General features: G+C 64.1%; 20 protein-coding genes and 2 pseudogenes. 3 read left to right on the top strand and 19 right to left on the bottom strand.

The window, feature by feature from the left end; translation table 11 throughout:
- From H7X47_RS14765 to H7X47_RS14715, 11 genes are all read right to left on the bottom strand, one after another.
- On the bottom strand, positions 1-778 hold a 778-nt coding region (locus H7X47_RS14765), incomplete at its 3' end, for a hypothetical protein (RefSeq protein ID WP_193369480.1).
- Between the two features lie 533 nt (positions 779-1,311).
- Positions 1,312-2,826 carry an aldehyde dehydrogenase family protein gene (locus H7X47_RS14760; RefSeq protein ID WP_193369479.1) on the bottom strand — a complete coding sequence of 505 codons (1,515 nt, stop codon included), beginning with the start codon at positions 2,824-2,826 and terminating at the stop codon, positions 1,312-1,314.
- Positions 2,827-2,836: 10 nt separating this feature from the next.
- Positions 2,837-3,211, bottom strand: coding sequence for a cupin domain-containing protein (locus H7X47_RS14755; RefSeq protein ID WP_193369478.1), 375 nt, complete (start codon positions 3,209-3,211; stop codon positions 2,837-2,839).
- A 17-nt stretch (positions 3,212-3,228) separates the two neighbouring features.
- Entirely contained in the window at positions 3,229-3,594 is a 366-nt protein-coding gene (locus H7X47_RS14750; protein ID WP_193369477.1) for a cupin domain-containing protein, read from the bottom strand.
- Between the two features lie 20 nt (positions 3,595-3,614).
- Complete coding sequence (locus tag H7X47_RS14745) at positions 3,615-3,998, bottom strand: cupin domain-containing protein (protein ID WP_193369476.1); 384 nt, start codon at positions 3,996-3,998, stop codon at positions 3,615-3,617.
- 3 nt (positions 3,999-4,001) lie between these two features.
- Positions 4,002-5,300 (bottom strand): nucleotide disphospho-sugar-binding domain-containing protein, encoded by a 1,299-nt coding sequence (locus H7X47_RS14740; protein WP_193369475.1) that lies wholly within the window; start codon positions 5,298-5,300, stop codon positions 4,002-4,004.
- 42 nt (positions 5,301-5,342) lie between these two features.
- Positions 5,343-6,443 (bottom strand): ABC transporter ATP-binding protein, encoded by a 1,101-nt coding sequence (locus tag H7X47_RS14735; RefSeq protein WP_193369474.1) that lies wholly within the window; start codon positions 6,441-6,443, stop codon positions 5,343-5,345.
- Positions 6,440-7,222 (bottom strand): ABC transporter permease, encoded by a 783-nt coding sequence (locus H7X47_RS14730; protein ID WP_193369473.1) that lies wholly within the window; start codon positions 7,220-7,222, stop codon positions 6,440-6,442. The genes H7X47_RS14735 and H7X47_RS14730 overlap by 4 nt, the downstream gene beginning before the upstream one ends.
- A complete protein-coding gene (locus H7X47_RS14725; protein WP_193369472.1) occupies positions 7,215-8,078 on the bottom strand; it encodes an ABC transporter permease in 864 nt (287 codons plus the stop codon). The genes H7X47_RS14730 and H7X47_RS14725 overlap by 8 nt, the downstream gene beginning before the upstream one ends.
- Before the next feature lie 80 nt (positions 8,079-8,158).
- Positions 8,159-9,214, bottom strand: a complete 1,056-nt coding sequence (locus H7X47_RS14720) for a polyamine ABC transporter substrate-binding protein (protein ID WP_193369471.1) — start codon at positions 9,212-9,214, stop codon at positions 8,159-8,161.
- Between the two features lie 210 nt (positions 9,215-9,424).
- Positions 9,425-10,345, bottom strand: a complete 921-nt coding sequence (locus tag H7X47_RS14715; RefSeq protein WP_193369470.1) for a GntR family transcriptional regulator — start codon at positions 10,343-10,345, stop codon at positions 9,425-9,427.
- A gap of 307 nt (positions 10,346-10,652) precedes the next feature.
- Here H7X47_RS14715 and H7X47_RS14710 point away from each other — a divergent pair, with 307 nt between their 5' ends.
- Complete coding sequence (locus tag H7X47_RS14710; RefSeq protein ID WP_193369469.1) at positions 10,653-11,111, top strand: NAD-dependent epimerase/dehydratase family protein; 459 nt, start codon at positions 10,653-10,655, stop codon at positions 11,109-11,111.
- 256 nt (positions 11,112-11,367) lie between these two features.
- Here H7X47_RS14710 and H7X47_RS26545 read toward each other — a convergent pair.
- From H7X47_RS26545 to H7X47_RS14695, 4 genes and pseudogenes are all read right to left on the bottom strand, one after another.
- Positions 11,368-11,520: pseudogene (locus H7X47_RS26545) on the bottom strand (SDR family oxidoreductase); the annotation flags it as partial.
- Positions 11,521-11,554: 34 nt separating this feature from the next.
- Positions 11,555-11,839: pseudogene (locus H7X47_RS26540) on the bottom strand (SDR family NAD(P)-dependent oxidoreductase); the annotation flags it as partial.
- A gap of 709 nt (positions 11,840-12,548) precedes the next feature.
- The gene (locus tag H7X47_RS14700) at positions 12,549-12,920 is read right to left on the bottom strand and encodes a PEP/pyruvate-binding domain-containing protein (protein ID WP_193369467.1); all 372 of its coding nucleotides are present in this window, start codon (positions 12,918-12,920) and stop codon (positions 12,549-12,551) included.
- Between the two features lie 1,094 nt (positions 12,921-14,014).
- Complete coding sequence (locus H7X47_RS14695) at positions 14,015-16,012, bottom strand: ABC transporter ATP-binding protein/permease (RefSeq protein WP_193369466.1); 1,998 nt, start codon at positions 16,010-16,012, stop codon at positions 14,015-14,017.
- Positions 16,013-16,373: 361 nt separating this feature from the next.
- Here H7X47_RS14695 and H7X47_RS14690 point away from each other — a divergent pair, with 361 nt between their 5' ends.
- The gene (locus H7X47_RS14690; protein ID WP_193369465.1) at positions 16,374-17,741 is read left to right on the top strand and encodes a glycoside hydrolase family 15 protein; all 1,368 of its coding nucleotides are present in this window, start codon (positions 16,374-16,376) and stop codon (positions 17,739-17,741) included.
- On the opposite strand, the gene H7X47_RS14685 is transcribed toward H7X47_RS14690, so the two are convergent.
- The 3 genes from H7X47_RS14685 to H7X47_RS14675 form a co-directional block, all read right to left on the bottom strand.
- Entirely contained in the window at positions 17,692-18,981 is a 1,290-nt protein-coding gene (locus tag H7X47_RS14685; protein ID WP_193369464.1) for a glucoamylase family protein, read from the bottom strand. The genes H7X47_RS14690 and H7X47_RS14685 overlap by 50 nt on opposite strands.
- Positions 18,978-21,260 (bottom strand): beta-glucosidase BglX, encoded by a 2,283-nt coding sequence (gene bglX / locus H7X47_RS14680; protein WP_193369463.1) that lies wholly within the window; start codon positions 21,258-21,260, stop codon positions 18,978-18,980. The genes H7X47_RS14685 and bglX overlap by 4 nt, the downstream gene beginning before the upstream one ends.
- Before the next feature lie 764 nt (positions 21,261-22,024).
- Positions 22,025-22,186 carry a hypothetical protein gene (locus H7X47_RS14675; RefSeq protein WP_193369462.1) on the bottom strand — a complete coding sequence of 54 codons (162 nt, stop codon included), beginning with the start codon at positions 22,184-22,186 and terminating at the stop codon, positions 22,025-22,027.
- A gap of 1,128 nt (positions 22,187-23,314) precedes the next feature.
- Here H7X47_RS14675 and H7X47_RS14670 point away from each other — a divergent pair.
- A complete protein-coding gene (locus tag H7X47_RS14670) occupies positions 23,315-23,890 on the top strand; it encodes a tyrosine-type recombinase/integrase (protein WP_193369461.1) in 576 nt (191 codons plus the stop codon).
- A gap of 121 nt (positions 23,891-24,011) precedes the next feature.
- Here the strand turns inward: H7X47_RS14670 and H7X47_RS14665 are convergent, their stop codons facing one another.
- Positions 24,012-25,304: an EAL domain-containing response regulator gene (locus H7X47_RS14665; RefSeq protein ID WP_193369460.1), complete on the bottom strand. Its 1,293-nt coding sequence runs from the start codon at positions 25,302-25,304 to the stop codon at positions 24,012-24,014.
- Positions 25,305-25,522 lie beyond the last annotated feature (218 nt).

Raw genomic sequence — 25,522 nt, 5'->3', positions numbered from 1 at the left:
AGCTGCCGGAAGACCCGAAGTCCTGCGTGATCTGCGACAGCAGTCCCGCGCCGCCGTCGTCGTCCTGCGCCACCAGGTTGCCGGCCGAATCGTACAGGAACAGCTCGGTGTCGAAGTTGCCCGCGGTGGTCTCGAAGCTGCCGCTCGTCACCGCCGCCACGCCGTCGATGGTGGCGTTCGAGACGAAGACGTCGAAGCCGAAGTAATCGAACGATCCCGCTCCATCAGCGACGATCGTGGCGCTGGAATCCGCAAGAGCCGGGTTCAGGTCATATGCCGTCGAAATGGTATCGCCGCTGATATCGACCTGCAGCGTGTAGGTGTCTCCCGCGTCCGGGGCGTTGCCGGTGATGCCGCCGAGGGAGCCGACGGAGTTGAACTCGCCGACGCCGATGGCATAAGTGCCCGCGGAACCGAAGTCCTGCGTGATCAGCGACAGCAGTCCCGCGCCGCCGTCGTCATCCTGCGCCACCAGGTTGCCGGCCGAATCATACAGGAAGAGCTCGGTGTCGAAGTTGCCCGCGGTGGTCTCGAAGCTGCCGCTCGTCGTCACTGCCGCGCCATCGATGGTCACGGAACCGATACCGAAACTGAAGTAATCGAACGTGCCGTCGCCGCTGCCGTTGATCGTTACCCCGCCGCCGGTGATGCTCTGCGCCGACGCGATACTGTCGTTTGGCTCCACTTCGGCAATCGTCTGGGCATAGGATGGACCCGAAGCACACGCCAAAGCAGTAGTCACACCCAAAACAATCGTTGCAATCTTAGTATTGCACATTTTCTATTAATCCGCTTGTTTTCTTATGCAACTCAACTCTTATTGGACCAGCACTTATTGTTTTCATTACTAAGCAAATATTATTCCATTTTCTATAATATAATCATATTAACTAGTTAGATCGTCCGGATTTGCGGGGTTGGCTGAACCTGTAAATTATCCCGACAGCCCCCTTGCACACCGCGCCACTTCGGAGAGCCGAGGCTTCGGCAGGCGAGACAAGAGGCAGGGACCTAATCGCCAGTCAGCAATTCGATGCCTTCTTTGCCTGGACCGACTATCTGGCTGATGCCGATCCGTACGTTTCAAAATGTCTGAGGTGAGTCAGGTTGAGACGTCTCGTCGCCAGAGCCTAGGCGCAAAATGTCTGAATTGACCTGCAAGCCGACGTCGCGAGGCTCGACCGCCAAAGCGATGCCATCTTTCGCACTTCAAGCGAAGGAGGCAATCATGCCTGAACCCAATGATTCAGATGCTCCGCCGTGTTGCTCTCCTCTCCCACGGGACGCCCGAATTCTTGCGAACAGTCGACGCTATGAGAACTTTCGGCCTGCGCCGCTGTAGAACCAATCGTCGGGATAGGGGTACCACCAGTCCTGCACCGCCGGCTCTGCGTCGATGATCACCATCTTCGACTGGCGGAAAGCATCGAGGCCCTGGCGGCCCAGTTCGCGCCCGACGCCCGACATCTTCCAGCCGCCGAAGGGCAGCGCGTCGTTGTCGATCAGCGGGTTGTTGACCCAGACCATGCCGGCCTCCAGGGTCTCGGCCGCCTTCATCGCCTCGGCCAGGGAGGTGGTGAAGACCGAGGCGCCGAGCCCGAAGTCGGAGGTATTGGCCAGCTCCAGTGCCTCGTCGAAAGAGCCGACCTTGCAGACCGAGGCCACGGGCCCGAAGACCTCCTCGCGCATGATGCGCATCTCCGGGGTCACGCCGGTAAGGATGGTGGGCTCGTAGAACCAGCCGGTGTTGAAGTCCGCCGGCACCCGGCCGCCGCAGACGGCGGTGGCGCCGGCTGCCAGGGTTTCGTCGACGAGGGCCATGACCTTGTCACGCGCCGCCTGGCTGACCAGCGGCCCGATCTCCGATTTCTCCAGGCCCGGGCCGATGCGCAGCGCGCGCGCGGCCGCGGCGAAGCGCTCGATGAAAATATCGTGAATTTTTTCCTCAACGTAAAAGCGCTCGGCCGAGGTGCAGATCTGGCCGGAGAGGTGGAAGGCGGCGGTGACCGAGCCGGCCACGGCGACGTCCAGCGGCGCCTCGGCGGAAACGATCATGGGGTCGCTGCCGCCGGCCTCAATGACGCAGGGCTTCATCCGCTCGGCACAGGCGACGGCGACCTTGCGGCCGGTGGCGACGCCGCCGGTGAAGGCCACCGCGTGGGTGCCGCTGGAAGCGATGAGCGCCTGCGCCGTCTCGCCGCCGCCTGGCAGGCAGGACACCAGCCCCGGCGCCAGCAGGCGGAAGTGCTCCATGAACTTCAGGGTGCAGAGCGAGGTCGCTTCGGCCGGCTTGACAATGCAGGCGTTGCCGGCGGCCAGCGAGGCCGCGACGGTCCAGCACATCAGGAGGATCGGAAAGTTGAAGGGCATGATGTGGACGCTGACGCCGTAAGGCTCGTAGCGGGCGTACTGGAAAGAGCCGGCCTGCGTGGTGCCGGCGATCTTGCCGGCCTCGTCGCGCGCCATCTCCGCGTAGTAGCGGAAGATGGCGGCGCAGTTGGCCAGCTCGCCCGTCGCCTCGGGATAGGGCTTGCCCATCTCGCGCACCATGAGCACGGCGACATCGTGAAAGTCGTCCTGTTCGATGGCCTCGGCCAGGCGATGCAGCGCCGCCGCCCGGCTCTTGGCGTCGAGGCGCTTCCAGTCCCGCTGCGCGTGGTTGGCCTCTTCGACGACGGCCTCGACGTCGGCAAGGCCACAGCGCGCCACCTGCCCCACGGTCTCCTGGGAGGCCGGGTCGACCACGGCAAAGCTGTCGCCGCCGCGTGGAGATCGGAACTCGTGGCCGGCGAAGAGGCAGGGGATTGCAGGATCGAAAGCGGACATGGTGGCGGCCTCAGCGGATCATGTAGACTTTGCGCACGGTCTCGTGCACCCGGCAGGTGCCTTTCCAGCCCTTGGGGAAGAAGGCGGCGGTGTCCGGCTCGATCTCGATGACCTCCCCGGACTCGTGGGTGTAGGTGCAGCGCCCCGCGAGGAAGTGGCAGAATTCGTCCTCGGTCACCTCGCAGTTCCAGTAGCCGGGCGTGCAGATCCAGATACCCGACTCCGGCGAGCCCTTCGGCCCCTTGTAGAGCAGCTTGCCGGAGGTGCGGGACTCGCCTTCGATCATGGTCGGGATCGGCCCCCAGTCCACGGTATCGGTGATTTCCAGGGGATTGCGCATCACCGGAGTCTCGGTCTGCGGGGTATTGGTCTGGGTCTCGCTCATCTTCACCTGTTCCTTGCTCAACGCAGCATGTAGACGCTGCGGATGGTCTCGAAAACCTCCACGGTGCCGGCCCAGTCCTCGCGGAAATGCACGACCATGCCCGGCCCGACCTCGATCACCTCGCCGTCGTTGGCCTTGTAGACCGCGCGTCCTTCCAGGAAGTGGCACATCTCGTCGCGCGGCAGGGTGAGGCGCCAGCTGCCCGGCGTGCAGATCCACAGTCCTGCCTCGGGTAGGCCGTCCTCACCCTTCCACAGCAGGCGGCCGCGGTTCATGGAGCGCCCGTCGATGGGCTCCAGGTGGCCGCCCCAGTCGGTCATCTCGCCGTTCCAGGTCGAAACGCCGTGGATATGTGGGGCCGAGGACTTGAAGTTCGCGCTCATCACGGGTGTCACTAAGGTCGTCATGCCAGCATGTAAAGGTTACGCAGGGTCTCCAGCACCTCGCATTCGCCGGTCCAGCCGCGCGGGAAATGGACGACGGTGCCGGGGCCTACCTCGATCACCTCGCCGCCTTCCGCGCGGTAGATGGCGCGCCCGGCGACGAAGTGGCAGAACTCGTCGGCGGGCAGGGTGAGGCGCCAGCGCCCCGGCGTGCAGACCCAGAGCCCGACCTCCGGCTGCCCTTCCGCACCCTTCCACAGCAGGCGTCCGCTACTGCGACTCACCCCTTCCACCGCGTCCGGCTGCACGCCCCAGTCGGCGAGGTCTTCCGCCCAGGTGCTGGCGCCCGCCAGGTGCGGGGCGGAAGCGGCCAGGCTCGCCGGCAGGGTTCCCGCTTCGGCCATGCGTCAGACTTCCTGCACCAGCTTGTCGAGCAGGCCGGCCGCCTTGGTCGGCCCGTGGCGGCTCTGCATGTGCGCCGAAGTGGCTTCCAGCTTCGCCTTCATCTCCTTGTCGCTCAGCAGCTTATCGAGCGCGGCGATGAGCTCCTCCTCGGTCCAGTTGGCCCGGTGCATGTGCAGACCGTGGCCCGTTTCCTGCACCCGGGTGGCGTTGTCGTGGCCGTCCCAGACGAAGGGCATCACCAGGGCCGGTTTACCGAAGTAAAGGCACTCGTTGAAGGAGTTGTTGCCGCCGTGGTGAATCACCGCGTCCATCTGCTTGATGACCGAAGGCTGCGGGAACCAGCTGTCGATCTGCACGTTGGGCGGCAGGTCGCCGTGCTGGTCCTTGTAGTCGCCGACGTTGACCAGGGCACGCAGTTCCATCTTGCCGACGGCGGCGATGATGCGCTTGAGCTGGTCCACGTCGCCGGAGCCGAGGCTGCCGAAGCTGACGTAGATGATCGGCTCGTCGTTGTGCGCCTGGAAGGTGGGAATTTCGTAGGGCTTCTCGTCGCGCACGCAGCCTTCCAGGTACTGGAAGCATTGCGGATCCAACGGATTGCGGCGCTTGAACTTCACCGGCTCTGGATAGAGCAGCAGGTTAAGGAAGGGCGAAGCCTCGAAGAATTCGCCCAGGGGATAGGGCTCTTCGCCGCAGTCCTTCAGGAAGGCGTTGAACTTCTCGTGGCAGGGCTTCACCACTTCCTTGAACCTGGCGTCGAACTTCTCGAAGCAGGAGCGGTCGTTCTCGCCGCAGCCGGAGAGGTGCGGCGGAATGTCCGGGTCGACGATCTCGTTCTCGGAGCAGGAGATGATGCGCACCCAGGCCTTGCCGTTCTCCTGCGCGTAGCGCTTGATCGCCGGGAAGAGGATCACGTTGTCGACGCAGACGACATCGGGCTTCACCTTGTCCAGCACGCCCGGCAGGTCCTTCTCCGCCCAGATCGCCGTGTCGACGATGGCCTCCCAGCATTCCTTCACGTAGTTGTCGAGCTGCTCGTAGGGGGTCTTGTTGAAGTTTGGGATATGGCCGTTGATAAAGTCGGACCAGTACTTCGCCATTTCCTCCGGCGGCATGGGCTCGGACATGTTCACCAGGTGCTCCTCGAAGCCGTAGCCCGAATAGACCCCGCCCATGCCGGGGTCGGTCAGGAACACCGCCTTGTGGCCCAGCTTCTCGCAGGCCTGCGCGATGCCGACCGAGTTGAGGGCCGGGCCAAAGGCGGCCTCGGGGAAGAATGCGATGGTCTTCTTGTCGCTCATGTCGCTGCCTCGCTGTTCGCTTCTGCTCGTTTCTTCGGGTTGTCACATCGCCAGGACGCGGGTGTGGGCCGGCGCCCAGCAGCACCACACGTCCTGGCCCGCTTGCCAGTCGCCCTCCTCCGCCTCGCCGGCGGGCAGGCGCACCAGCACGCGCGCGCCCGCTTCGCCGCCGGCGCTGTCGACCGCACCGCGCACCTCAACGTGCACATTGAGGTCCTGGCCGTGATAGGCGATGTCGACGATGCGCCCGGGCACCGCATTGAGGCTGCCCTCGGGACGCTGCGGCGCGAGGCGCAGGCGCTCCGGGCGTACCGCAGCCACGGCGGGGCCGGCGAGCTCGACGCCGCCGGGAGCCGTCCCGGTCAGCACGCCGTCGCCGAAGGCGACTTCCGCGCCGCGGCCCTGCCCCGCGAAGAAGTTCATCTTGCCGATGAAACCCGCGACGAAGCGGCTGGCGGGATACTCATAGAGCTCGCGCGGGGCGCCGACCTGCATGACGCGGCCGTCCTTCAGAACGGCGATTCGGTCGGCCATGACCAGGGCCTCCTCCTGGTCATGGGTGACTATCACGAAGGTGATGCCGACCTCGTGCTGCATGCGCTTCAGCTCCAGCTGCATCTGCTCGCGCAGCTTCTTGTCGAGGGCGCCCAGCGGCTCGTCGAGCAGCAGCACCCGCGGCCGCTTGACCAGAGCACGGGCCAGGGCGACGCGCTGGCGCTGGCCGCCGGAGAGGTGTTCGGGCTTGCGGTCCTTCAGGGGCGATAGCTCCGTCATCTCCAGCATCTCGCCGACGCGCCGGCGGATCTCGTCGCGTCCGCAGCCTTCCATCTCCAGGCCGTAGGCGATGTTCTGCGTCACCGTCATGTGCGGGAACAGCGCATAGGACTGGAACATCAGGTTGACCGGACGCCGGTTCGGGCGGACCGGTGTCATGTCGCGGCCATCCAGCAGGATGCGCCCGGCGTCGGGCCCGGTGAAGCCGGCGATCATGCGCAGCAAGGTGGTCTTGCCGCAGCCCGACGGACCCAGCAGCGCGAAGAACTCGTTCTCGCGCAGGTCCAGGTCGACGGCGTCCACCGCCGTGATCTCGCCGAACCGCTTGGTCAGCCCCTCGATGGCGATCACTGTGGGCCGCTCGCTCATACGCCCACCACCCCCTTGTTCGCCCGCTGGGCCAGCAGCACCAGGGTGAAGCTGACCAGCATCACCACCGTGGCCATGGCGTTGATCTCCGGCGTCACGCCGAAACGGATCATCGAGTAGATCTGCATCGGCAGGGTGGTGGAGGACTGTCCCGCGCCGGCCGTGAAGTAGGCGATGATGAATTCGTCGACCGAGAGGGTGAAGGCCAGCATGGCGCCGGCCAGAACACCCGGGAAGATCATCGGCAGGATTATACGCCGGAAGGTCGTCGCCTCCGAGGCGCCGAGGTCCACTGAAGCCTCGAAGACCGCCCAGTCGAAGCTGCGCAGGCGCGTGCGCACAACCGCGCAGACGAAGGCGATGTTGAAGACCACATGGCTGAGGATGATGGAGTGCAGCCCGAGCGTGAAGTCGAGCAGCGTGAAGAAGGACAGAAGGGCGATGGCCAGCACGATGTCGGGGATGATCATCGGGGCGAAGAGCATGGCCTCCAGCCCCGGTCCGCGGCGGCGGTACTCCATGCCGACGGCCAGCAGCGCGCCCAGCAGCGTCGCTAGTACGGTGGAGATGACGGCGACAATCAGGGTGTTCAAGGCGGCATTGATGATCGCCTGACTCTCCGCCAGCGCACCGTACCACTTCAGCGAAAATCCGGTCCACGCCGTCGGCAGGCCGGCGCGGTTGAAGCTCAGTACCATGAGCACCGCGATGGGTACGTAGAGGAAAAGGTAGACGAGGCGCAGGTGGGCGCCGAGCCAGAAACGGGCCGGGCTAGGCATGGGCAATTCCTCCCTCGCCTTGTGCTTTGCGCACCAGCATGGCCTGCGAGAACAAGAGGATCATCATGATGCCGATGAGGATGAAACTGAGGGTCGCGCCGAAGGGCCAGTCGCGCGCCGTGAGGAACTGGTCGTAGATCACGTTGCCGACCATCTGCAGGCGCCCGCCGCCCAGCAGGTCGGGCGTGATGAAGTTGCCGATGGAGAGTACAAAGACGAAGACCGCCCCGGCCGCGACGCCGGGCAGGGTGAGCGGCAGGGTCACGCGCCAGAAGGTGCGCGGCGCCGAGGCGCCAAGATCCTCCGAGGCCTCCAGAACCTCGGGATTGAGGCGGCTGATAGACGAGTAGATCGCCAGCACCACGAAGGGCAGGTAGTTGTAGACCAGCCCGGTGACGATGGCGAACTCGTTGTAGAGCAGCGGCAGCGGCTCGGAGACCAGCCCGAGCCCGGCGAGGCCCTTGTTCACCAGGCCCTCGCGGTTCAGCAGCACAATCCAGGCGTAGGTGCGGATCAGGTAGTTGCTCCAGAACGGCAGCATGACCAGCACCAGATAGGCGGTCTGCCGGCGGGCGGGAGCCCGCGCGATCGCGTAGGCCGCGGGATAGCCGATCAGCAATGCGATGACGGCGGCGAGCCCCGCCACCTTGGCTGAGGTCAGGAAGATCGAGAGGTAGAGCGGATCGATGGCGCGGGAGAAGTTCTCCAGCGTGAAGATGTAGTCGATCCCGCCGTAGACGCCACGCTCGAAGAACGCGAAGACGAGGAGCATGCCGCAGGGCACGACCAGAAAGAGCGCCAGCCAGGTAAGGCCGGGGCCGAGCAGCAGCCAGTCTCTGAGCAGTGAGCGGGGCATAAGGAGGCTCGTTGCGCGGCGGCGCCGCCGCCCCGGGCGTCACCGGTGATGGGCGGCGGCGGCCTGGGCGTCCGGCTTACCTAGTTGGACGCCAGGATTTCGGTCACGGTCTTAGAGAAGGCTTTCTGGCCCGCGCCGAGATCGCGAAGCTGCTCCTGCTTCAGCAGTTCCTCGGGCGTCATGCCGAGGTTCGGGAACTGCTCGACCAACGCCGGATCCAGCGCATCCATGGCTGCCTTATTGGGCACCTTGTAAAGGATGTTAGCCGGCACCCAGGCACCGTTGTCGGCCTGCAGGATGAAATTGAGGAACTTGTGCGCGGCCTCCTTGTTCTCCGAGGCCGCGGTCACCACCATGGTGTCGACCCAAAGATCGGAGCCTTCCTCGGGAATGACGTACTTGATGTCGGCGTTCTCGGCGATGCCGTAGTTGCACCAGCCGTCCCAGGCGTGCACCAGAGAGGCCTCGCCGGACACCAGCTTGGAATAGAAGGTGGTGTCGTCGTAAGCCAGCAGGTCCTTCTTTGCCGAAATCAGCAGTTCCTTGGCCGCTTCCAGGTCGGCCGCGTCGGTGGAGTTCACCGACTTGCCCTGGGCCAGGAAGGCGGCGCCCATCAGCCAGCGGTCGGTCGACAGCATGGTCACCTTGCCCTTCAGGGCGTCGGCCGGCTGCAGCAGGTCCATCCAGCTGCCCGGCGTCTCGCCGACTAGGTCGGAGCGGTAGCAGAGGCCAGTGGTGCCCCAGGCATAGGGCACGGAGTGCGTGTTGCCGGGGTCGTACTCCAGCTTCATGGCCTCCGGGTAAAGGTTCTTCATGTTGGGGATCATGGCGTGGTCGAGCTCGGCGACCAGCCCCAGGTTCTTTAGCGCCTCGACGAAGGGCGAGGACACGAAGAGCACATCGTAGCCCTTGCCCTTACCGGCCACGACCTTGCCCATGATCTCCTCGTTGGTGGCATGCACCGCCAGCTCGGCCTCGATGCCGGTCTCAGCGGTGAAGCGCTCCAGCATGTCGGAAGGCATGTAGCCGTCCCAGTTGGAGATCACGATCTTTTCTGCGGCACCGGCCTGCGCCGTGACGGCGAAAACCGCCGCGCCAGCCAGCAGCGCAACGCTTAACTTATTAAATGTCCGCATTTTCCCTGACTCCCATTCCCTGCGGCGTCCCTGTTGCCCCGCTGTTTTGCGGAGCCTTGCGGCGCCTCCGGCCGGTGAGCCCGGCTTCCCCGAGGGCGCCTCGCGAGATCACCATGCTGTATTGATTTGTGAAAAAGTACAATAGACATCAGGTGAAACGGCGGTGATTCTACCCTGGCGTGCAGTCGTGACGGCGGCACGCGCCTGTTGTCAAACCCGCGTCAGGCGGCGGTGTGCCAGGGCCCGAACCTTGTCGAAGTTGGGGCGGACCTCCTGCGAGACCTCGATGTGGCGGCGCAGCAGCTCGGCGGCGCGGGCTCGGTCGCCGGCCTCCAATGCGTCGAGGATGGCCAGGTGCTCGCGGCAGGAGTCGCGCAGGCGATCGCGGTCGTTGTAGTTCTCGTACTCGCTTAGCCGGCGCAGGCGGGTCTGCAGGCGGATGGCGTGGGCCAGGAAGCGGTTGCCGCAGAAATCGCCGACGGCCTCGTGAAAGTCGGCGTCGATCTCGAAGATCTCAGCCATGGGCGCGTTCTCGATGCCGCCGCTCAGAAGTTCCGCGTGCCGCGCGCGCAAGCGCTTCATGCGCTTGGGATCCGGGCGGAAACCCGGTTCCAGCACCGCCGCCGGCTCGACCAGCAGGCGGAACCTGTAACTCTCGTCGTAGGCGCGGGCGTCATTGAGCACCGGACCGAAGACATAGCCGCGCCCCGGCGCCCGCTCGATGACACCGTCCTCCGACATCTGCGCCAGCACGCGGTTGGCGGTGGCGCGGTCGCAGTCATAGCGGCGCATGACATCGCTGACCGCGACCTGCGGCGGGATGAGGTTGGCGAAGCGCGCGCGCACCAGGTCGCGGTAGATCGCCTCCTCGGCACTCTCGGGGAGGTCGATCGCAGCGAAATCGGAGCTGCCGGCATCCAGGGCGAGGAAATAGCCCTGCTTTGGCGCCGGCTCGACCACGCCGCGCTTGGCCAGCAGGGAAAGCGCCGCGCGCACCGGGGAGCGGGAAACGCCGAGGCGTTCCGACAGCTTCACCTCGGGCAGGTGAGTTCCCGCGGCCAGCCCTTCGCGCTGTGCAAACTGCATGATGCGCCGGGCCAAGGCCGCCGTCCTTGCACGAGGTGCCGTCATCGGCCGTTTCCAGACTCAGTTCCCGATTGAAGAAGGTCTTCCTGGCATGTGAACACATTAAGTCTGAAATTCAGCGGGGAACAAGTCCCGGGAGCACCGGGCCGGAACCCCGCCGGTTTCCGGGTTGAACCGAGGGACGCAGCGCCGGCCGGCAAAGGCCTGCCAGACCGGCCGGCCCGTTCGGGCCTGCGCTTTGCTAGCTGGCCTGTTCTTCGGCCTTCACCACCGCGCCCTGCTTGCGCTCGCGATAGGCGACGTAGCACGAACTGACGAAGAGATCGCACGGATCTACTGGCGCGATCATGGCGTGCCCTCCCTGGGTCTGCGTCCCTACATCGTCTACGGCGTCGGGCGCGACCAGGGAGAAACCTCGGCCTTCACGCGGGCGATGCACGCCGCCGCGCTGGGTGAAGCCTACGAGATTCCCTTCAGCGGCCGCTTTTGCTTTCAGTATACTAGCGACGTGGCGGAGATCTTCATCCGCTGCGCCGAGAACGCCATCGAAGGTGCCTTGACCAGCGACATCTCAACTAGACTGGAGAGCGTGGAAGACGTCGTCGCCGCCATCCGAACTGAGCTGCCGGAGGCGCGCATAAGCGTCGCCGACCGCTTCCGCCCGGGCCCGGAGGCGGGCTTTGACAACGGCCCGGTGGAGCGGTTGCTGGGAGAGGTGCCGGCAACGCCCCTGGCGTCAGGAGTCAAGGCCACCATCGACGGGTTCAGGAGAACCACGGCTGCTTCCGAGGCCGAGGCGCAAAGCCTCTGAGCGTCGGCAAGGATCATGGTGTTCCTCGAGCAGAATCAGGGGTTTCCCCGATTATATAGAATGTCGACCAGACACCTATGGAGATATCAGGTAGCTCCGCCGCCACTGGCGTTGATCATCTGACCCGTCACGAAGCGCCCGGCGGGCGAGGCGAGGAAGCAGACCACGGCGGCAATGCCCTCGGGTTCGGCCATGACACCGGCCGGGATCCCGGCCAAATGCTTGGGTCGTTGCCTGAGCGCCCTTCCTCCCGAGTCGAGCCGGGAGAGACGGCGTTGGCGGTGATGCCATGGCCGGCGAATTCCGTGGAGAGCGCTTTGGTCAGGCCCCAGAGGCCATGCTTGGCAGCGGAAATCGGCGCCCCTTCCGCATAGCCGCGAGTGGCCGTCATGCCGGCAATGTTGATCACCTACCCCCAACCGCGCGACCGTGCCCGGCAGATGGGCCCGGACAGTGATCAAGGCGGAGGTCAGGTCCAGATCTATGACCTTCTGCCGCTCGTCGTCGTCCAACTCCGGAAAGGGCTTGCGGGGACGGATGGCGGTGTTGTTGACCAGGAAATCGACTGTCTGAAAGCGGCCTAGCACTTCCTCTGCGATGACTTTTACCGACTCGACCGTGCTCAGGAGGAACGTTCCGGAGTCTTCCAGATAGTCGTGGCGGACCGCGAAGGGGCAGATGAGAGGTCGCCCTGGAAAATGCGGAGCTCTGTGCCATCGAGGTTCCATTGGTTACAGCACAAAGACCGCGCCGGGTCAGAAACAGCCCCTCTGCAGGCGAGGGACTATGGTCTGGTCACTACCAGTCAGTAGACATTTCAAGCGATGTGGGCCTGCAGTGTCGGCTAACCACTAAGAAGCAGAAACACCCACGAACCTTGCGGCACCGCCGCTTCGTGCCAATAGGAGAAGTTTACCAGCCGAAACGCCAGCGACGATGACAGGAAGGATCGCCCCTCTATCAGGGCAGGTCACTGGATAATGAGCCGCCAGGGTCGGCGGAAGACAACTTCTCCTGCCCCGCCTTCATCCCCGCGAGTTCGAACGAAGCCGCGAGAAACCCCAACGTCAGATTGGATGCGTTTTGCTCTCCCTGCAGAGGCGATACCTCTGCGGCCGACCTCAAAGCGACTGTCGAGTTGAAAAAACCATTACATCGCTGTCCCCGGCGGAAGAAGCGCCCCGCCAGCCGCCCGCGCCGCGGCCATATCCATACCCACAAAGCTGAAGCAGCCAGTGAAGACGCGGCCCAGTTGTCAGGACGAACCTGGAATCAGGGCTCGGAACGAATCGGGAAACTTGCGAAGTGTTCACCGAAGAAGTGGGAAGTAAAGACTTTCCAAACCCGTTCTCTTACTTGATTTTCAGGAAATTATGGCGCGCATGCAACGAGGGCCAACGTCCATAGCCTGATACCATTCGTCGTTGCCGGAAGCAGCTATTGAACTGCTGGCATGGCCAAGGTCCGCAGGTGCCATTCCGCCGCTTCTTCAACAGCATCCGACTTCTGCGCCTGAGGGCTTCGAAGCATCTCGGTCGTCGTCGAAGAGCAGACCTGCGCCCACTCTGCGTCCAGCGGATGGCCGTAATGCGCCTCGATCCTGGCGACCCAGCGGCTGAGTTGGCGGATATCCTCTGCGTCGAGGCAGAAGCGCGCAACCTGCTCCTTCGGCGTCTCGGCGACAAAGGACTGTCGGCAGCCGCTTTTTCCCTGCAGATCATCCTCTACTACTTGGCACCCAGATTCTTGGCGAAAATGCCACTTCATTGACTCTTCCGTTTGTCGGAAATCGCCGCTTAATTCGGCCATCGATGTATACAAGGCTGGATGGGCGATTGTATCAATCGCCTAGCAACACGGACTTGCGCGGTTCGAATAGAACTTTGCAATGTTTTCAGGGGTGAGAATTCTCATCGTTGAATATCTCCCCGCACCGCGTCAATGCAGGTCGTCAATTCGCCACATCGGCGAATTGCCGATCGGAATGCTCCTGAAATATGGCCATCGTGGAAGATTTGCCGGTTGCGAAGCAGGTGGCGGTGACACAGCCAGGGAGTTATGTCGTTTCGCTATCGAATTGGGCTGCGGCTACCTCCCGAGCCTTCTCGACAAGACGGCGTTGAAGGCGTGCCTACGACCTCCGACCGCAAGCTGTGCGAAGCTCGAAACCGGCGACCGGCATTCGGCTTGCCCTCATCGAACTGAATGCGGAGGCACCAAGGTACCGTCGAGCACAAAGCTGTCAGCAAGAACCCGACCTCGATCTGACGGAGACCCGGAACAACCTGTGGAAGCCTGCCAGATAGTGACTTGGCCGGACGCCGTCTCCCATCCAGGCGCAGGGAATGACGTCGTCATGCGGCCGCCGCTCCCTGCCGAGCCGACTCAGTGGGGGTTGGACGCCCGCATCGACCGCTATCTGCGAGCTGCCGGAACTTCCGATCAGGCCTTGCGGCGGCGCCTGACCGCCGTCGTCGTGCACGATCTGCTGAGCAGGGGCGCCGAAACAGATTGGGCAAAGATCGTAGCGGCCGTTGACCGCTGCCTAGCCAGCGAGTTCAACATGTCGGCCGGCAGCGAGGCGATGCCGAGTTCTCGTGGCCGCGTTGCCCTCGTCCTTGCCGGAACAACTACCGCCTGCGTGGCCGACGTCCTCGGCGCAGATTGGGGTACGCCACCACGCCGCCATCGAGATTTACGACCACAGGATCTCTCGCTTTGGCGTCCCAATGCCGACTGGCTTCTGCGCCTTCGGCCAAGCCGGTCGGTTCGGGGCATAGTCGCGTGTCTCTGCTCGCTCGCAGTGCTCATCTTCCTTTGAGCGAGCACCAACCAGAAGTCTAGCTGAGACGATCCGTGCCAAGGCGCGCTGCCGCGCGAGCCGGTTTCCGCGTGCTGATCGGTCAGCCGGCTGGCTCGGAGCGCCTCCATATGAAGTCCGGGAGTTCCTTCAGGATCGCGGAGCGCCATTCCACGCTCTCCTCTTGCGGTGCCTGCGGGTGTTTTTGGTGCAGCATTGCGCCGTCGGGCGTGCGCACCAAGTGAAGGGTTCGCGTGTGGAAGGCCTCCAGACCGGGGCGGTGTCCGATGCTCAGCACCGAAGCGTCGCTCAGTTCGTCGTCGAAAATGGACATTACGCGGCGCTGGCTTACCTCGTCCAATGCTGAGGTGGCTTCGTCCAGAAATACCCAACTCGGCTCGTGAAGCAGCAGCCGCGCGAAGCCGATAAGCTGCTGCTGGCCAAGCGAGAGGCTTTTGTCCAGCCGCGCCTGGACATCCAGCGCCTCCACGAAATCGGCCAGGCCGACCCGCTTCAGCACGTCTTCCATCTGTTCGGTCGTGAAATTGTCCGGCGACTCCGGGTAGGAGATCGCCGCACGCAGCGTGCCCAGCGGCAGGTAGGGCCGCTGCGGCATGAACATCATCTTGTCGGTACCAGGCAGCCGGATGGTGCCGCTGCCCCATTTCCAGAGGCCGGCGACCGCCCGGAACAGCGTGCTCTTGCCGGCACCGGACTCCCCAACGATCAGCACCCGCTCGCCGCGCCGAATCTCGACCGTCGCCTCGGCGATGACCACGCGCCCGTCGGACAGCAGCACGCTGACGTCCTCGAAGCCAAGCATTTCTTCCGAGCCCCGGGTCACGTGGATGCTCTCGATGCTGTCGTCGATCTCTTCCAGCTTCGCGACCGCCGCCTTGAAGGCACTGACACGCTGCAGCGTCGCGCGCCAGTCGGCGATCGGCGGAAAATGGTCGACGAACCAGCGCAGCGATGCTTGCACTTGATTGAACGCGCCGACCACCATCATCAGACCGCCCAGCGTGAGGCCGCCGCTGAAGTAGCCGGGCGCGGCCACCACGATCGGCACCACGATGGCGATCCAGCCGTAGCCCGAGGTGATCCAGGTCAGGCGTGCCAGCTTGCCCGAGAGCTGGCGCATCGACAGGATGACACGGTCCAGGTTGCCCTCCAACTGGCGCCGCTCGTCCGGCTCGCCGCCGAACAACGCGATACTCTCGGCGCTCTCGCTGACCCGCACCAGGGCGAAACGGAGGTCGGCTTCCCTGGCATAGCGCTCGGCATTGAGGTTAATCAGTGGGACTCCGACCCGCCAGGTCAGGAAGGAACCGATGAAGGCGTAGAGCAGGGCGCACCAGACCATGTAGCCCGGAATGGAGAAGCTGGTGCCCTCGTAAGTGAATACGACGTCGTCCGACAGCACCCAGAGGATGCTGATGAATGTGACGAGCAGCATGCCGGCCTGCAACAGACCGACGCCGAGTGTCGTCGAGAGTTCGGTCAGCTTGCGTGTGTCCTCTTCAATCCGCTGATCGGGATTGACGCCGATCTGCCCGGCGAGGCCGAGGCGGTAGGCACGTCCGGCGACCAGCCACTCGTCGAGCAGGTGGTGGGTCATCCACTGCCGCAGGCGGACCTTCAGCATCTCCTGCATCCAGGTCTGCCCCACGACGAGGGCCAGCAGCGCCCCAACGATCCCGAGGAAGATCAGGAGTTGGTTGCCGAAGACGCCGAGGTTCTGCTGCTCAAGTGCGTCGAAGAAGGCGCCATGCCACTCGTTGAGCTTGATCTGACCGATCATGTTGCCGACCAGCAGCACGATGATCCCCGCGGCCAGCAGCCCAATGCGGCCACGAAAGGCCGAGCGCCAAAGCGGGCGCAGCAGCGCCCAGCACTCGGCAAAAGCGCTCTTACCCCTGTATTCGTAGGCCGGTGGCTGATACTCGCCCGGTAAGGTGGAGCCCGAGACATCCGCCGATCCCGCCCCGGCATGCCCGTTCGCCGCGGCAGCCGCCGTCACCTTGCGCGACCGCCGAGGCGCAGGAGGCGCCTGCTCTGCTGCCGATGATTTTTCGATATCGACGTTCTCGCTCAGTGACACTTGCTCATCCCACTCAAAGTCTAGAGAGACCAACGGTGCGATGGAGGCTGCAGCGCCATCCGATCCATCCTGCACCGGGGAACCACCTGATCCCCGGCCTCGATTGTTAACCACCATCGGTTACGGATTTCTTAACGTGTGTTAAAATTGTGTCGCCATTTTGGCCGTCGTTAGTCAGCGCTAAACTTTCTCCGTGCTCTGTGACCGGACTCACAAAAATCTCCGATCTTTCAGGGAGTAAGATGAATGTCAGCGGGCCGCCAGGACCTGCCTGCGACTGGCCTGCACCGACCTGCAGCCCACCGTTGTTAAGAAAGCCCGATAACCATTTTCCTTAACTTTCCCGACTGATAGTTCAACCATGGATTACAGTGCCGATCTGGAAGCCTGGGTCGAAAAACAGGCGCACATCAGCGCCGCCGCCATGGAGCGCGCGATCTCCGCAACCGGGCTGATCCGGCGGCGCCGCGTCTTCGGCCAAGTGGTGGTGCCGGCGCCGGGATCGGTGCTGGCCTCGCCGGTCATCGCGGACTGGGATCCTGAGCCCGACTACTTCTTTCACTGGGTACGCGATTCGGCCATCGTCATGCGCACGGTCGCCGACCTGATGGCGGCCGCGACAAGCGGCAGCGAACGCGATCGCTGGCGCCGGCACTTCGAGAACTTCGTGCGGTTCAGCCTGCAGCTCTGCAGCCTGGACGGCGGCGCCTTCCTGGCCGCGAGCCATCATCGCCAGGCGACACAGCGGGACTGGAAGAAGCACCTGCGCCCCGACGCCGAGATCCGCCGGCTCTCGGGGGACAGCCTGCTGGGAGAGCCGCGATTCAATGCGGACGGCACGCTCGACGTCCTCCGCTGGTCACGGCCGCAGTACGACGGCCCGGCGCTGCGGGCCCTGGCCTGCCTGACCTACCTGGCGGCCGGCGCGCAGCCTGACGCGGATCTGCGGCGCCTGCTGGACATCGACCTGCGCTTCACCCTGCGCCACGCCGACCTCCCTTGCATCGGCCCCTGGGAGGAGTTTGGGCAACAGGCCCACCACTACTACGTGGCGCTGGTACAGCTCGCCGCGCTGGTGCACGGCGGTGACCGGGCGGGTGATGCGGCGGAGGAATGGGAAGCCGCCGAGGACCGCCTCCGCGCCGGACTCGCGCAGCACTGGTCGTCCCGCTGCAGCGTCTACGCCGCAATCCGGGATGCGCCCGGCGAGTCGGCCGAGGATCTCGTCGACGCCGCACAGCTGCTGGCCGTGCTCGATGCCGACCTGCCGGGCGGCCCGCACAGCGTGCAGGACCCGAGAGTTCAAGCAACCCAGGCCGCCCTCGAGCAGCTTTTCGCACGAGACTTCCCGATCAACCACGACCTTCCCCCGGGACGGGCGCCGGCTCTCGGCCGGTCACGCGCCGACCGCTACTTCGGCGGCGGCGCCTGGTACCCGACGACGCTTGCCGCGGCGGCGCTGAACTACCGCCTGGCTCTATGTCCCGGCCAGGACCGGGCGGCGTTGCTGGATCGCGGCGATGCCTTCATGGCGACTGTACGGCACCTCACTCCCGAAGATGGCGAGCTCTCCGAACAGGTCGACCGGGAGACGGGCAGTCAGACCTCGGCGCGGCACCTGACCTGGAGCTACGCGGCATTTCTCGGCGCCGCTCGGCTGCGCGACAAGGCGAAGGAAGCTAGGTCTCCGACCCTTCCAGCCGCGGGCTCTCGAAGCCCAGGCGGCTGAGCCCCGCGCGGACTTCGGGGCAGCTCATGAAAAGCTCCCAGAACAGCCCGGAACGGTGGTTCTCGATCATCACCACGATCGGCCCCTGATCGATGCCGATGTTGCCGTCGGCGACCCACCCCCGCGTGCGGTTGAAAGAGTCGACGAAACCATGCCGCCCCCAGATCTCCTCTCCCAGGTCCTCGTAGAAATGCCGCAGCGCCGCCATGGACTCCTGCGGCGTGTAGGGCATGGCCGACAGAGCCGCCGTGGGCGCGATGACGCCGTGGTCGTTCTGCGGAGAGAAGGCGCTGTAGCCGGCATCGCCGTCGCAGGCGGTGAGTCCCCAGCAATCCGGGCCGTAGCCGTCGTGGCCCTTCGGATTGGCGATGCAGTGCGCGCGGTTGATCCGTGTGTGGGCGACGTTCTGGGCCCAGTAGTCGGCATAGCGGTCACGCAGGCCGCGCGGGTCGAGCCCGAGGAAGGAATATTGGGAGAAGAACAGGGGCCCGCCGGCGGGCGGCCCCAGGGGCAGTTCGATGCCGTAGTAGCTGCGGCCGTTGCGGAACTCCGGACTGTCGGTCCAGCCGTTGTGATAGGCCGAGGGCGCGACCGGGTGGGTCGGCGAGGCCGCGGCCAGGACGTAGGTAATGAGACACTCGTTCCAGCCGCGGATTGCATGATCCATCGCCCAGCCGTGACGCGGGCTCCAGTGCCAGTAGAGGACGTCGCGGCCGCCGCGGGTGTGCCAGCCCCAGTCAACGGCCTGCCACAGCCGGTCGACCCCTTCGCGCAGCCGCCTCTCCCGCGGCGCCGGCCCGGCGAAGTACTGCCGCGCGCAGAGCAACCCCACGATGAGGAACGACGTCTCGACGAGGTCGGGACCGTCGTCCCTCGGGGCAAATGGCACGATCGCGCCGCTGCCGCCGTGCAGGAAATGCGAGAACACGCCGTGATGGCTTTCGGCGCGATCGAGGAAGCCGACGATGCCCTGGATACGGTCCAGCACTTCAGGGCGCGGCAGAATTCCGCGCTCGGCTCCCGCCAGCAGCGCCATGATCCCGAAGCCGGTGCCGCCGGTGGCGACTGTTTCCAGATAGTCATAGTCGTAAACTCGCACGCTGTTGCTGCGCTCGCGCGCCATGCCGCTGACCGGATGCGCGAAATCCCAGAAGTACCGCAGAGTCTGCTGCTGGACGATGTCGAGCAGTTCGTCATCAGGCAAGCCTCGCCGGATCGCCGGATCGGCCGCGTTGCTCATGCCTCCGCCTGCCACTCGATGGTCCCGGCGCAATGAGTCTGCGAGCTCGGCCCGACCTCGACAACGAATCTTCCCGGCTCCCATAGGGATTCAGGCGCACCCAGGCGCTCGGCGCGGAAGAAGCGCAGCTCGGCGACGGTGATCTCGAAGCGCACACGCTGAACCTCCCCCGGCTGGAGCGAGATTCTCTGGAAGCCCTTTAGTTCGCGCACAGGGCGCGACCGGCTGGCGACGGGATCCCCGATATAGAGCTGAACGATCTCCTCGCCGGCGAAGGACCCGCCATTGCGCAGCATGACGGTCGCCGTCAGCACATCACGCGCACCGCGCAACTTGGTCTTGTCCAGCTCCAGCGGGCCGTACTCGAAGGGGCTGTATCCGAGACCGTGGCCGAAATGATAGAGCGGCGTGTGCGGACCTTCCAGCCGGCAGGCCGTGGTGAACTTCCGGAAGACGTGCCCCCCCTCTTTATTGACCTCGCTGTCGCCGGCGACATCGATGCCGATCTTGTCGATGGGCCGGCCCGTCGGCGCCTCGGCATAGCTGAGCGGGCACTGCCCGACACTGCGAGGGAAGCTCATGGCGAGCTTGCCCGAAGGGTTGACGTCGCCGAAGAGGACATCGGCAATGCCGTTGCCGGCCTCGCTGCCGCCGAACCAGGCATGCAGGATCGCGTTGGCGTGCCGGTCCTCCCACTCCAGCGCCAGGGGCCGCCCGCTCATGGTCACCACCACCAGCGGCTTGCCGGTCCCCTGCAGCGCCCGCAGCAATTCTCGCTGGCTGCCGGGCAGGCCCAGTTCGCTGCGCGTCGACGATTCTCCGGAATGCTCCTTCGCTTCACCGACGCAGGCGATCACCACGTCGGCACCCGCGGCGATGGCGACGGCTTCTGCGATGAGGTCGGCCGGCGGCCGGGAGTCGATCGTGACGGTCTCCCCGAACACATTGAGGCGCGCGGCCAAGTCCGGGTCATCGACGATGTTCGCGCCGGGCGCGTGAAGAATGCGGCAACCTTCGCCCGCCACGGCTTGCAGGCCTTCCAGCAGGGTAATGCTGTCCTCCGGCCGCGCGGCCGGCGCCCAGGTCCCCTGCAGGTTCGAGCGGTCCTCGGCCAGCGGGCCGATCACGGCAAGGGTGCGGCCATCCCGAGCCAGCGGCAGGACGCCGTCATTCTTCAGCAGGACGCAGGCCTTGGCCGCGGCGTCACGCGCCAGGCGGCGGCTCTCGGCGGGCAGGCCCGCGGCATGGGACTGCCCTTCTTCGAGACGCTGGAAAGGGTAGTCGAAGAGGCCGAGCCGCTGCTTGGCCCGCAGCACGCGCCGGCAGGCCGCGTCGATCTCCGGCTCGGCGATGCGGCCTTCGGCCAGCAGTTCGGGCAGGAAGCGCAGATAGAGGCCGCTCATCAGGTCGATATCGACGCCGGCCGCGAAGGCGAGGCAGGCCGCCTCTTTTTCGTCCGCGGCCACGCCGTGGTGCATCAGTTCCAGGATCGCCGTGTAGTCGGAAACGATCAGTCCGTCGAAGCCCCAGAGGTCCCGCAGCAGCTCGCGCAACAGCTCGCGGTGCGCGGTGCAGGGGATGCCGGCAAGGTCGTGGAAACCGACCATGACGGCGCCGACGCCGGCATCGACGGCCGCCTTGAACGGTGGCAACACAATGTTGTGCAGGCGATAGGAACTGGCGTCCACGGCATTGTAGTCGCGCCCGGCCTCCGAAAGGCCGTAACCGGCAAAGTGCTTGGCCGTCGCCATGACGCTGCCCGGCCGGGACAGGTCACTCTCTTGGTAGCCTTCGACCATGGCCCGGGCGAAAGCGGCGGCGAGCAGAGGGTCTTCACCCGGGCTCTCGGCGCAGCGGCCCCAGCGGGCGTCGCGGGAGACATCCAGCATCGGGGCCCAAGCCAGCGATATACCCTCGGCCGCGGCCTCCGCGGCGGAAAGGCGCGCGGTACGACGCACCAGCGCCGGATCCCAACTACAGGCGAGAGCCAGCGGTAGCGGAAACACCGTGCGATGGCCGTGGATCACGTCGAAAGTGAACAGCAGCGGTATCCCCAGGGGCGACTCCTCGACTGCGATTCGTTGCAGTTCGCAGAGGTAGGCAAGGTCGCCGCCGCCGGCGAGGCTGCCGACCTCCCCGCGACGAATCCGGCTTTCGATATCGGCCACAGCGCCACCGGCGCCCGTGGTCACATTGCCCTGCGCCTGCGGATGATTAAGCTGCCCGACCTTATCGGCCAGACTCATGCGTTGCAGCAGATCCTCAACGAAGTCAGGCATTCCGTTCCATCGTCAATCGCGCCCGGAGCATAGTCTAGTGCGCTCACCGCGGCATCAAGGACTGTCAACAGATTGCCATCCGATAACACAAGGGCGTAGTCGAATGCTTCCCGATCGTAGCGGCGCACGTAATCCGCCCTTGTCGCGTTTCACGGGCCCTGCGGTTCTGGAGAAAATGGAAAGTGAAGACTCTTCTACCCTGTTATCTTTTCGACTGTCAGGGAGTTTGGCGCGCTCGGGAAGGTTCGAACTCCCAACCTCCCGCCGTAATCAGACACGGAAGAGCCGAATGTTCGATAATCTACAGTCTAAATCATGCGGTTATGAGAATTCAGTTTCTACTCCAGGCCTCTCATTCCCTCTTAATCATTCCAATCGGTTATCAGGCGTAGCGGAAACCACATGGGGCGCAATGCGCCCCTTGCCTGACAACTCCTCCGCATCAGAAGCGGGCACCCCAGTCCACTTGGCGACAACTCTGCCCCGCGGCGGGTGGTGGCCACGCGGTGCACCCTTTGTCTCAGCTGTGTCGGACAACCCATGACGTGCGTTCAGCCGCTATGCGCCAGTGACGGAAAAGCAAGCAGGCCGACCGCCCGGCCCTCACGGCAAACCTCGAAGTGCAGGTGGTGGCCGCAGCGCTCAAGGGCGCCGGGTGGCTATTCCTTGTGCGCTGAATAACCGGCTTCCTCCAGGCCGCCGGCCCCATCAACGAGAATGTCAATGAATACCAGCAAAGCTAGCGCGTGGTGCGGGAGGAAACCCTATAGCGTGACAACGATGAAGAATACGCCGATTGCGCCGAGAATGCCGAGCAGCACCCAAAGTGGCGCCTTATCGCCAGCCGGCAGCTCGGCATCATGGCGATACTGGTGCCTATAATCATCGGATAGTGGCCCCGGATTGAATGGATCGGGCATGGACATGAGCTTTCTCCTCCCCGCCGATTGTGAAGCGGGCTTGGACTTCTTGCCTTACCCGCTACGACGATTGACTCCGCGCTTTATTCCACGCCGCCACTGAGACCCTGCCTCCCCTTCTGGAAACCGCGGCTTGATCTGAAGAAAGGACCCCACCCAGTCCAACGTTCCTGCCTGCCCCCCGCCAGGCCGCAGAACCGAGGCTCAATGTCCAAAAGTCTCCTTTGGGTCAGCAGCGGACGTTTAGAAACGCAACATTCGGGGTCCGCTTCGTGCCGATACCGGCAGTCGGAGCGATCCATGAGATTGAGCTTCCTCAGCGTCCGTCTATCCCTTCCCGCACAATCACCCGGCTGCCTCAATCGTCTAACTCAACAACCGGACTTGGCTAAGGGGGTATAATCCAACCCAATTCTTTGGATCGCCAGAAGTTGGAGTTTCCGGCACTCGCACTCAATCGGCGGCCGGCGGTGGTTCGACAGCCGACAGGAACACGTAGCTAGCCCGTGTTGCTGATCAAGGCCGGAAAACGCTGACGCTCGACGTCGAGACTGTTACAAAGCTAAAACCAATGGATTCCCAGCAGTGGCAGCACCCGCTGAAGGATCGCCCCCAAACAGACCAGCACCACGAGCAATTTGAGAAGATTTCTCAGACGGCCATCATTGACGAACTTCTCGATAGCCCAAAAGCAAATTGCGCCGACGACGCAAATAATCAGAACTCCGATTAAGACATAAAGCATGGCAGATACCTATGTTGGTTTTGCAGCGCGCCTCAATCGGCAAAGTTACAACACTAACCATAGATTTTGCGCTTCGATAACTCAACTCCTCGATGGGCCTTCGACGCCGTGCCGCACAGACCACTCGGCCACAGGCCGCCGGCGCCGGCTGCAATCGTGGCCAATACCTTAAAACCTCCATACCCTGAAAACGTCCGGACTCTCTCACGGCAATCGGGCCACTGATCGGGCGCAGGTCAATGCAACGAAGGTCGCCTGCGGGTCAGGTTGTGACATTGGTCTATCACGACCTATCCCCGAGATGTCTGAAATGACTTGAAAGCCGACTTCTCGAGCCTCGGCAGTCAGCGCGACGTCATCCTTTCGCACTTCAAGAGAAGGAGGCAACCATGACTGAACTCAATGATTCAGGTGCAACAAGCGCGCCGACCAGCCCCTGGAACAAGGGCAAGCTCATAGGCCCAAAGCCGCTGCTCCAGCCGAAACACGTCTGGTCGATCCGCACGCGTCTGCAACTGGACGGCCGTGTCCGTGACCTGGCCCTCTTCAACCTCGCTGCAGACAGCAAGCTCCGCGCCTACGACCTGGTCCGGCTCCGCGTCGAGGACGTGGCACCTCACGGCTACGCCGCCCAACGAGCCACCGTCCAGCAGAGGAAGACCGGCAGGCCGGTTCGGTTTGAGATCACAGAGCAGACCCGAGACGCAGTAGATGCCTATCTGGCTTCGACCAAGAGGAAACCCGGGCTTTGGCTGTTTCCCGGGCGTCGCGGCCAGCCCATGAATACCCGCCAATATGCGCGCCTGTTGGATCACTGGCTCGCAGAGATCGGGCTGGAGCCGGCCCTCTTTGGCACACATTCCCTCAGAAGGACCAAGGCGACCTTGATCTACCGGCGCACGGGCAATCTCCGGGCCGTCCAGCTCCTGCTTGGTCATGCCAAAATTGAGGGCACCGTCCGCTAGCTAGGTGTGGAGGTTGATGACGCCCTCACCATTGCCGAGCAGGTCGACGTCTGATTCCTGGAGCAGAGCCGACATGCTCTGCCCTCCTCTCTAGCTCCGGGTCGTGCCAGAAGCAGCTCTTTCATTCGCCGCCTAAAACTCTTCCTTTGGCGCTCTTTGTATCGGCTATCCAGCCAGGAAGATCAGCTGCCGGCATTGGCCGCACGATGTAGTACCCTTGGACGGCATCGACTCTCCGCGCGGCAACAAGGCGCAGTTCGCTTTCGGTTTCAACCCCCTCGGCGACGATTCCCAGTTTGAGGTTTTTGGCAAGCCTGATGATCGACGCCTGCATCGTACGCGTCGCCTTGTCTTCCGGCGCGCCTGAGACGAATTCCCGGTCTATCTTCAGTTCTGTGAAAGGAATGCGCTTCAGCTGCTGCAACACCGAGGCCCCGGTTCCAAAATCGTCGATCGCCAGGGCGACGCCCTTCAATCGCAGGCGGCTCAGGGTCTCCAGGGGTCGTGCGATATCGGCCATAATCTGGGTCTCGGTGACTTCCAGGGTGATCAAAGAAGGCGGAACGCCGGCGCTTGAAGCGGTATCCAGAACGAACTCGGGAAAGTCATACTGGTAGAGATCGAGAAGAGAGACGTTGATGGCAAGGCTGAAGTTGTGACCATCGGCCAGCCAATTGCCATGCTGCGCGAGAGCCTTCCTGACAACAATCTCGGTCAGCTTATTCATGAGATTGTGCTGTTCCGCGACAGGAACCACCGACGCCGGGTTGACTAGGTCTCCGCTGCGATCCCGCCATCGCAACAGAGTTTCCACGCCCGTTACTTCGTTGGCGCCGATCGACACCTTTGGCTGGAACGCCAGTTCGACCGCATCGTTATCCAGGCCATAGTGCAGGGCGTCGGGCGTGAGCGGCTGAAAACTGAGGCGTGGACCGCTGTTGGAAGCGGGAGCCGACTGGGCCAGCAATTCCCTCAGCGCCGCAAACGTGAATGGCTTGGAAAGGGAGCCGACAATCCGCAGCCCATGCGCCCGGCCCAAGCGGACCGCGGTGCTCAGGATACTCATGTCGTGCCCGCTCAGCAGGACAACGGTTGGCGACGCCTCCCGCTCTGCGAGGTGACGGAGGAACTCGATGCCATCCATCCCCGGCATCTCGAGATCGCAGAGCACGCAGTCAATCGCATTGGAGTCGAGGATCTCGAGGGCCTGCTCGCCGTCGTGAGCCTCGAAAACATCCGCAGCATCTAGCTTCTCGGAGTAGCGCCTCAACAAACCGATAAGGGGCTCATTGTCGTCGACAATGAGAATCCTGGCATATCCGAAGTCGGACTGCCGGTCACCTTGCCGTGGGCGCCCCCGTCGGCCGGATCCGTTTCGCCGCTGCGCGTTCTTGCCATCCGTTGGCCTATCCATCACCGGCTTTCTCCTTGGATTCCTCACTCAGGAGAACTGCCCCTCACTTCCCAGTCTACGACCCTGCCGCCCCACAATCTACTGGTGTGCAAGCCTTTCTATTACTACCGGCTTGGCGGCTGTCAGCGCCTGCTTCGTCTCGCCATGGCACCCCCCGGGCCAGCAATCCCGTGCTGCCGCGAGGGTGTGCAGCAGTCGGCGCTTGCCGGTCGTGCCCG

Origin of the sequence: Pelagibius marinus, from assembly GCF_014925385.1 — a bacterium.
Taxonomy (GTDB): domain Bacteria; phylum Pseudomonadota; class Alphaproteobacteria; order Kiloniellales; family Kiloniellaceae; genus Pelagibius; species Pelagibius marinus.
Note: the sequence above shows the minus strand (reverse complement) of the source record. Positions and strands in the feature narration are given on the sequence as shown.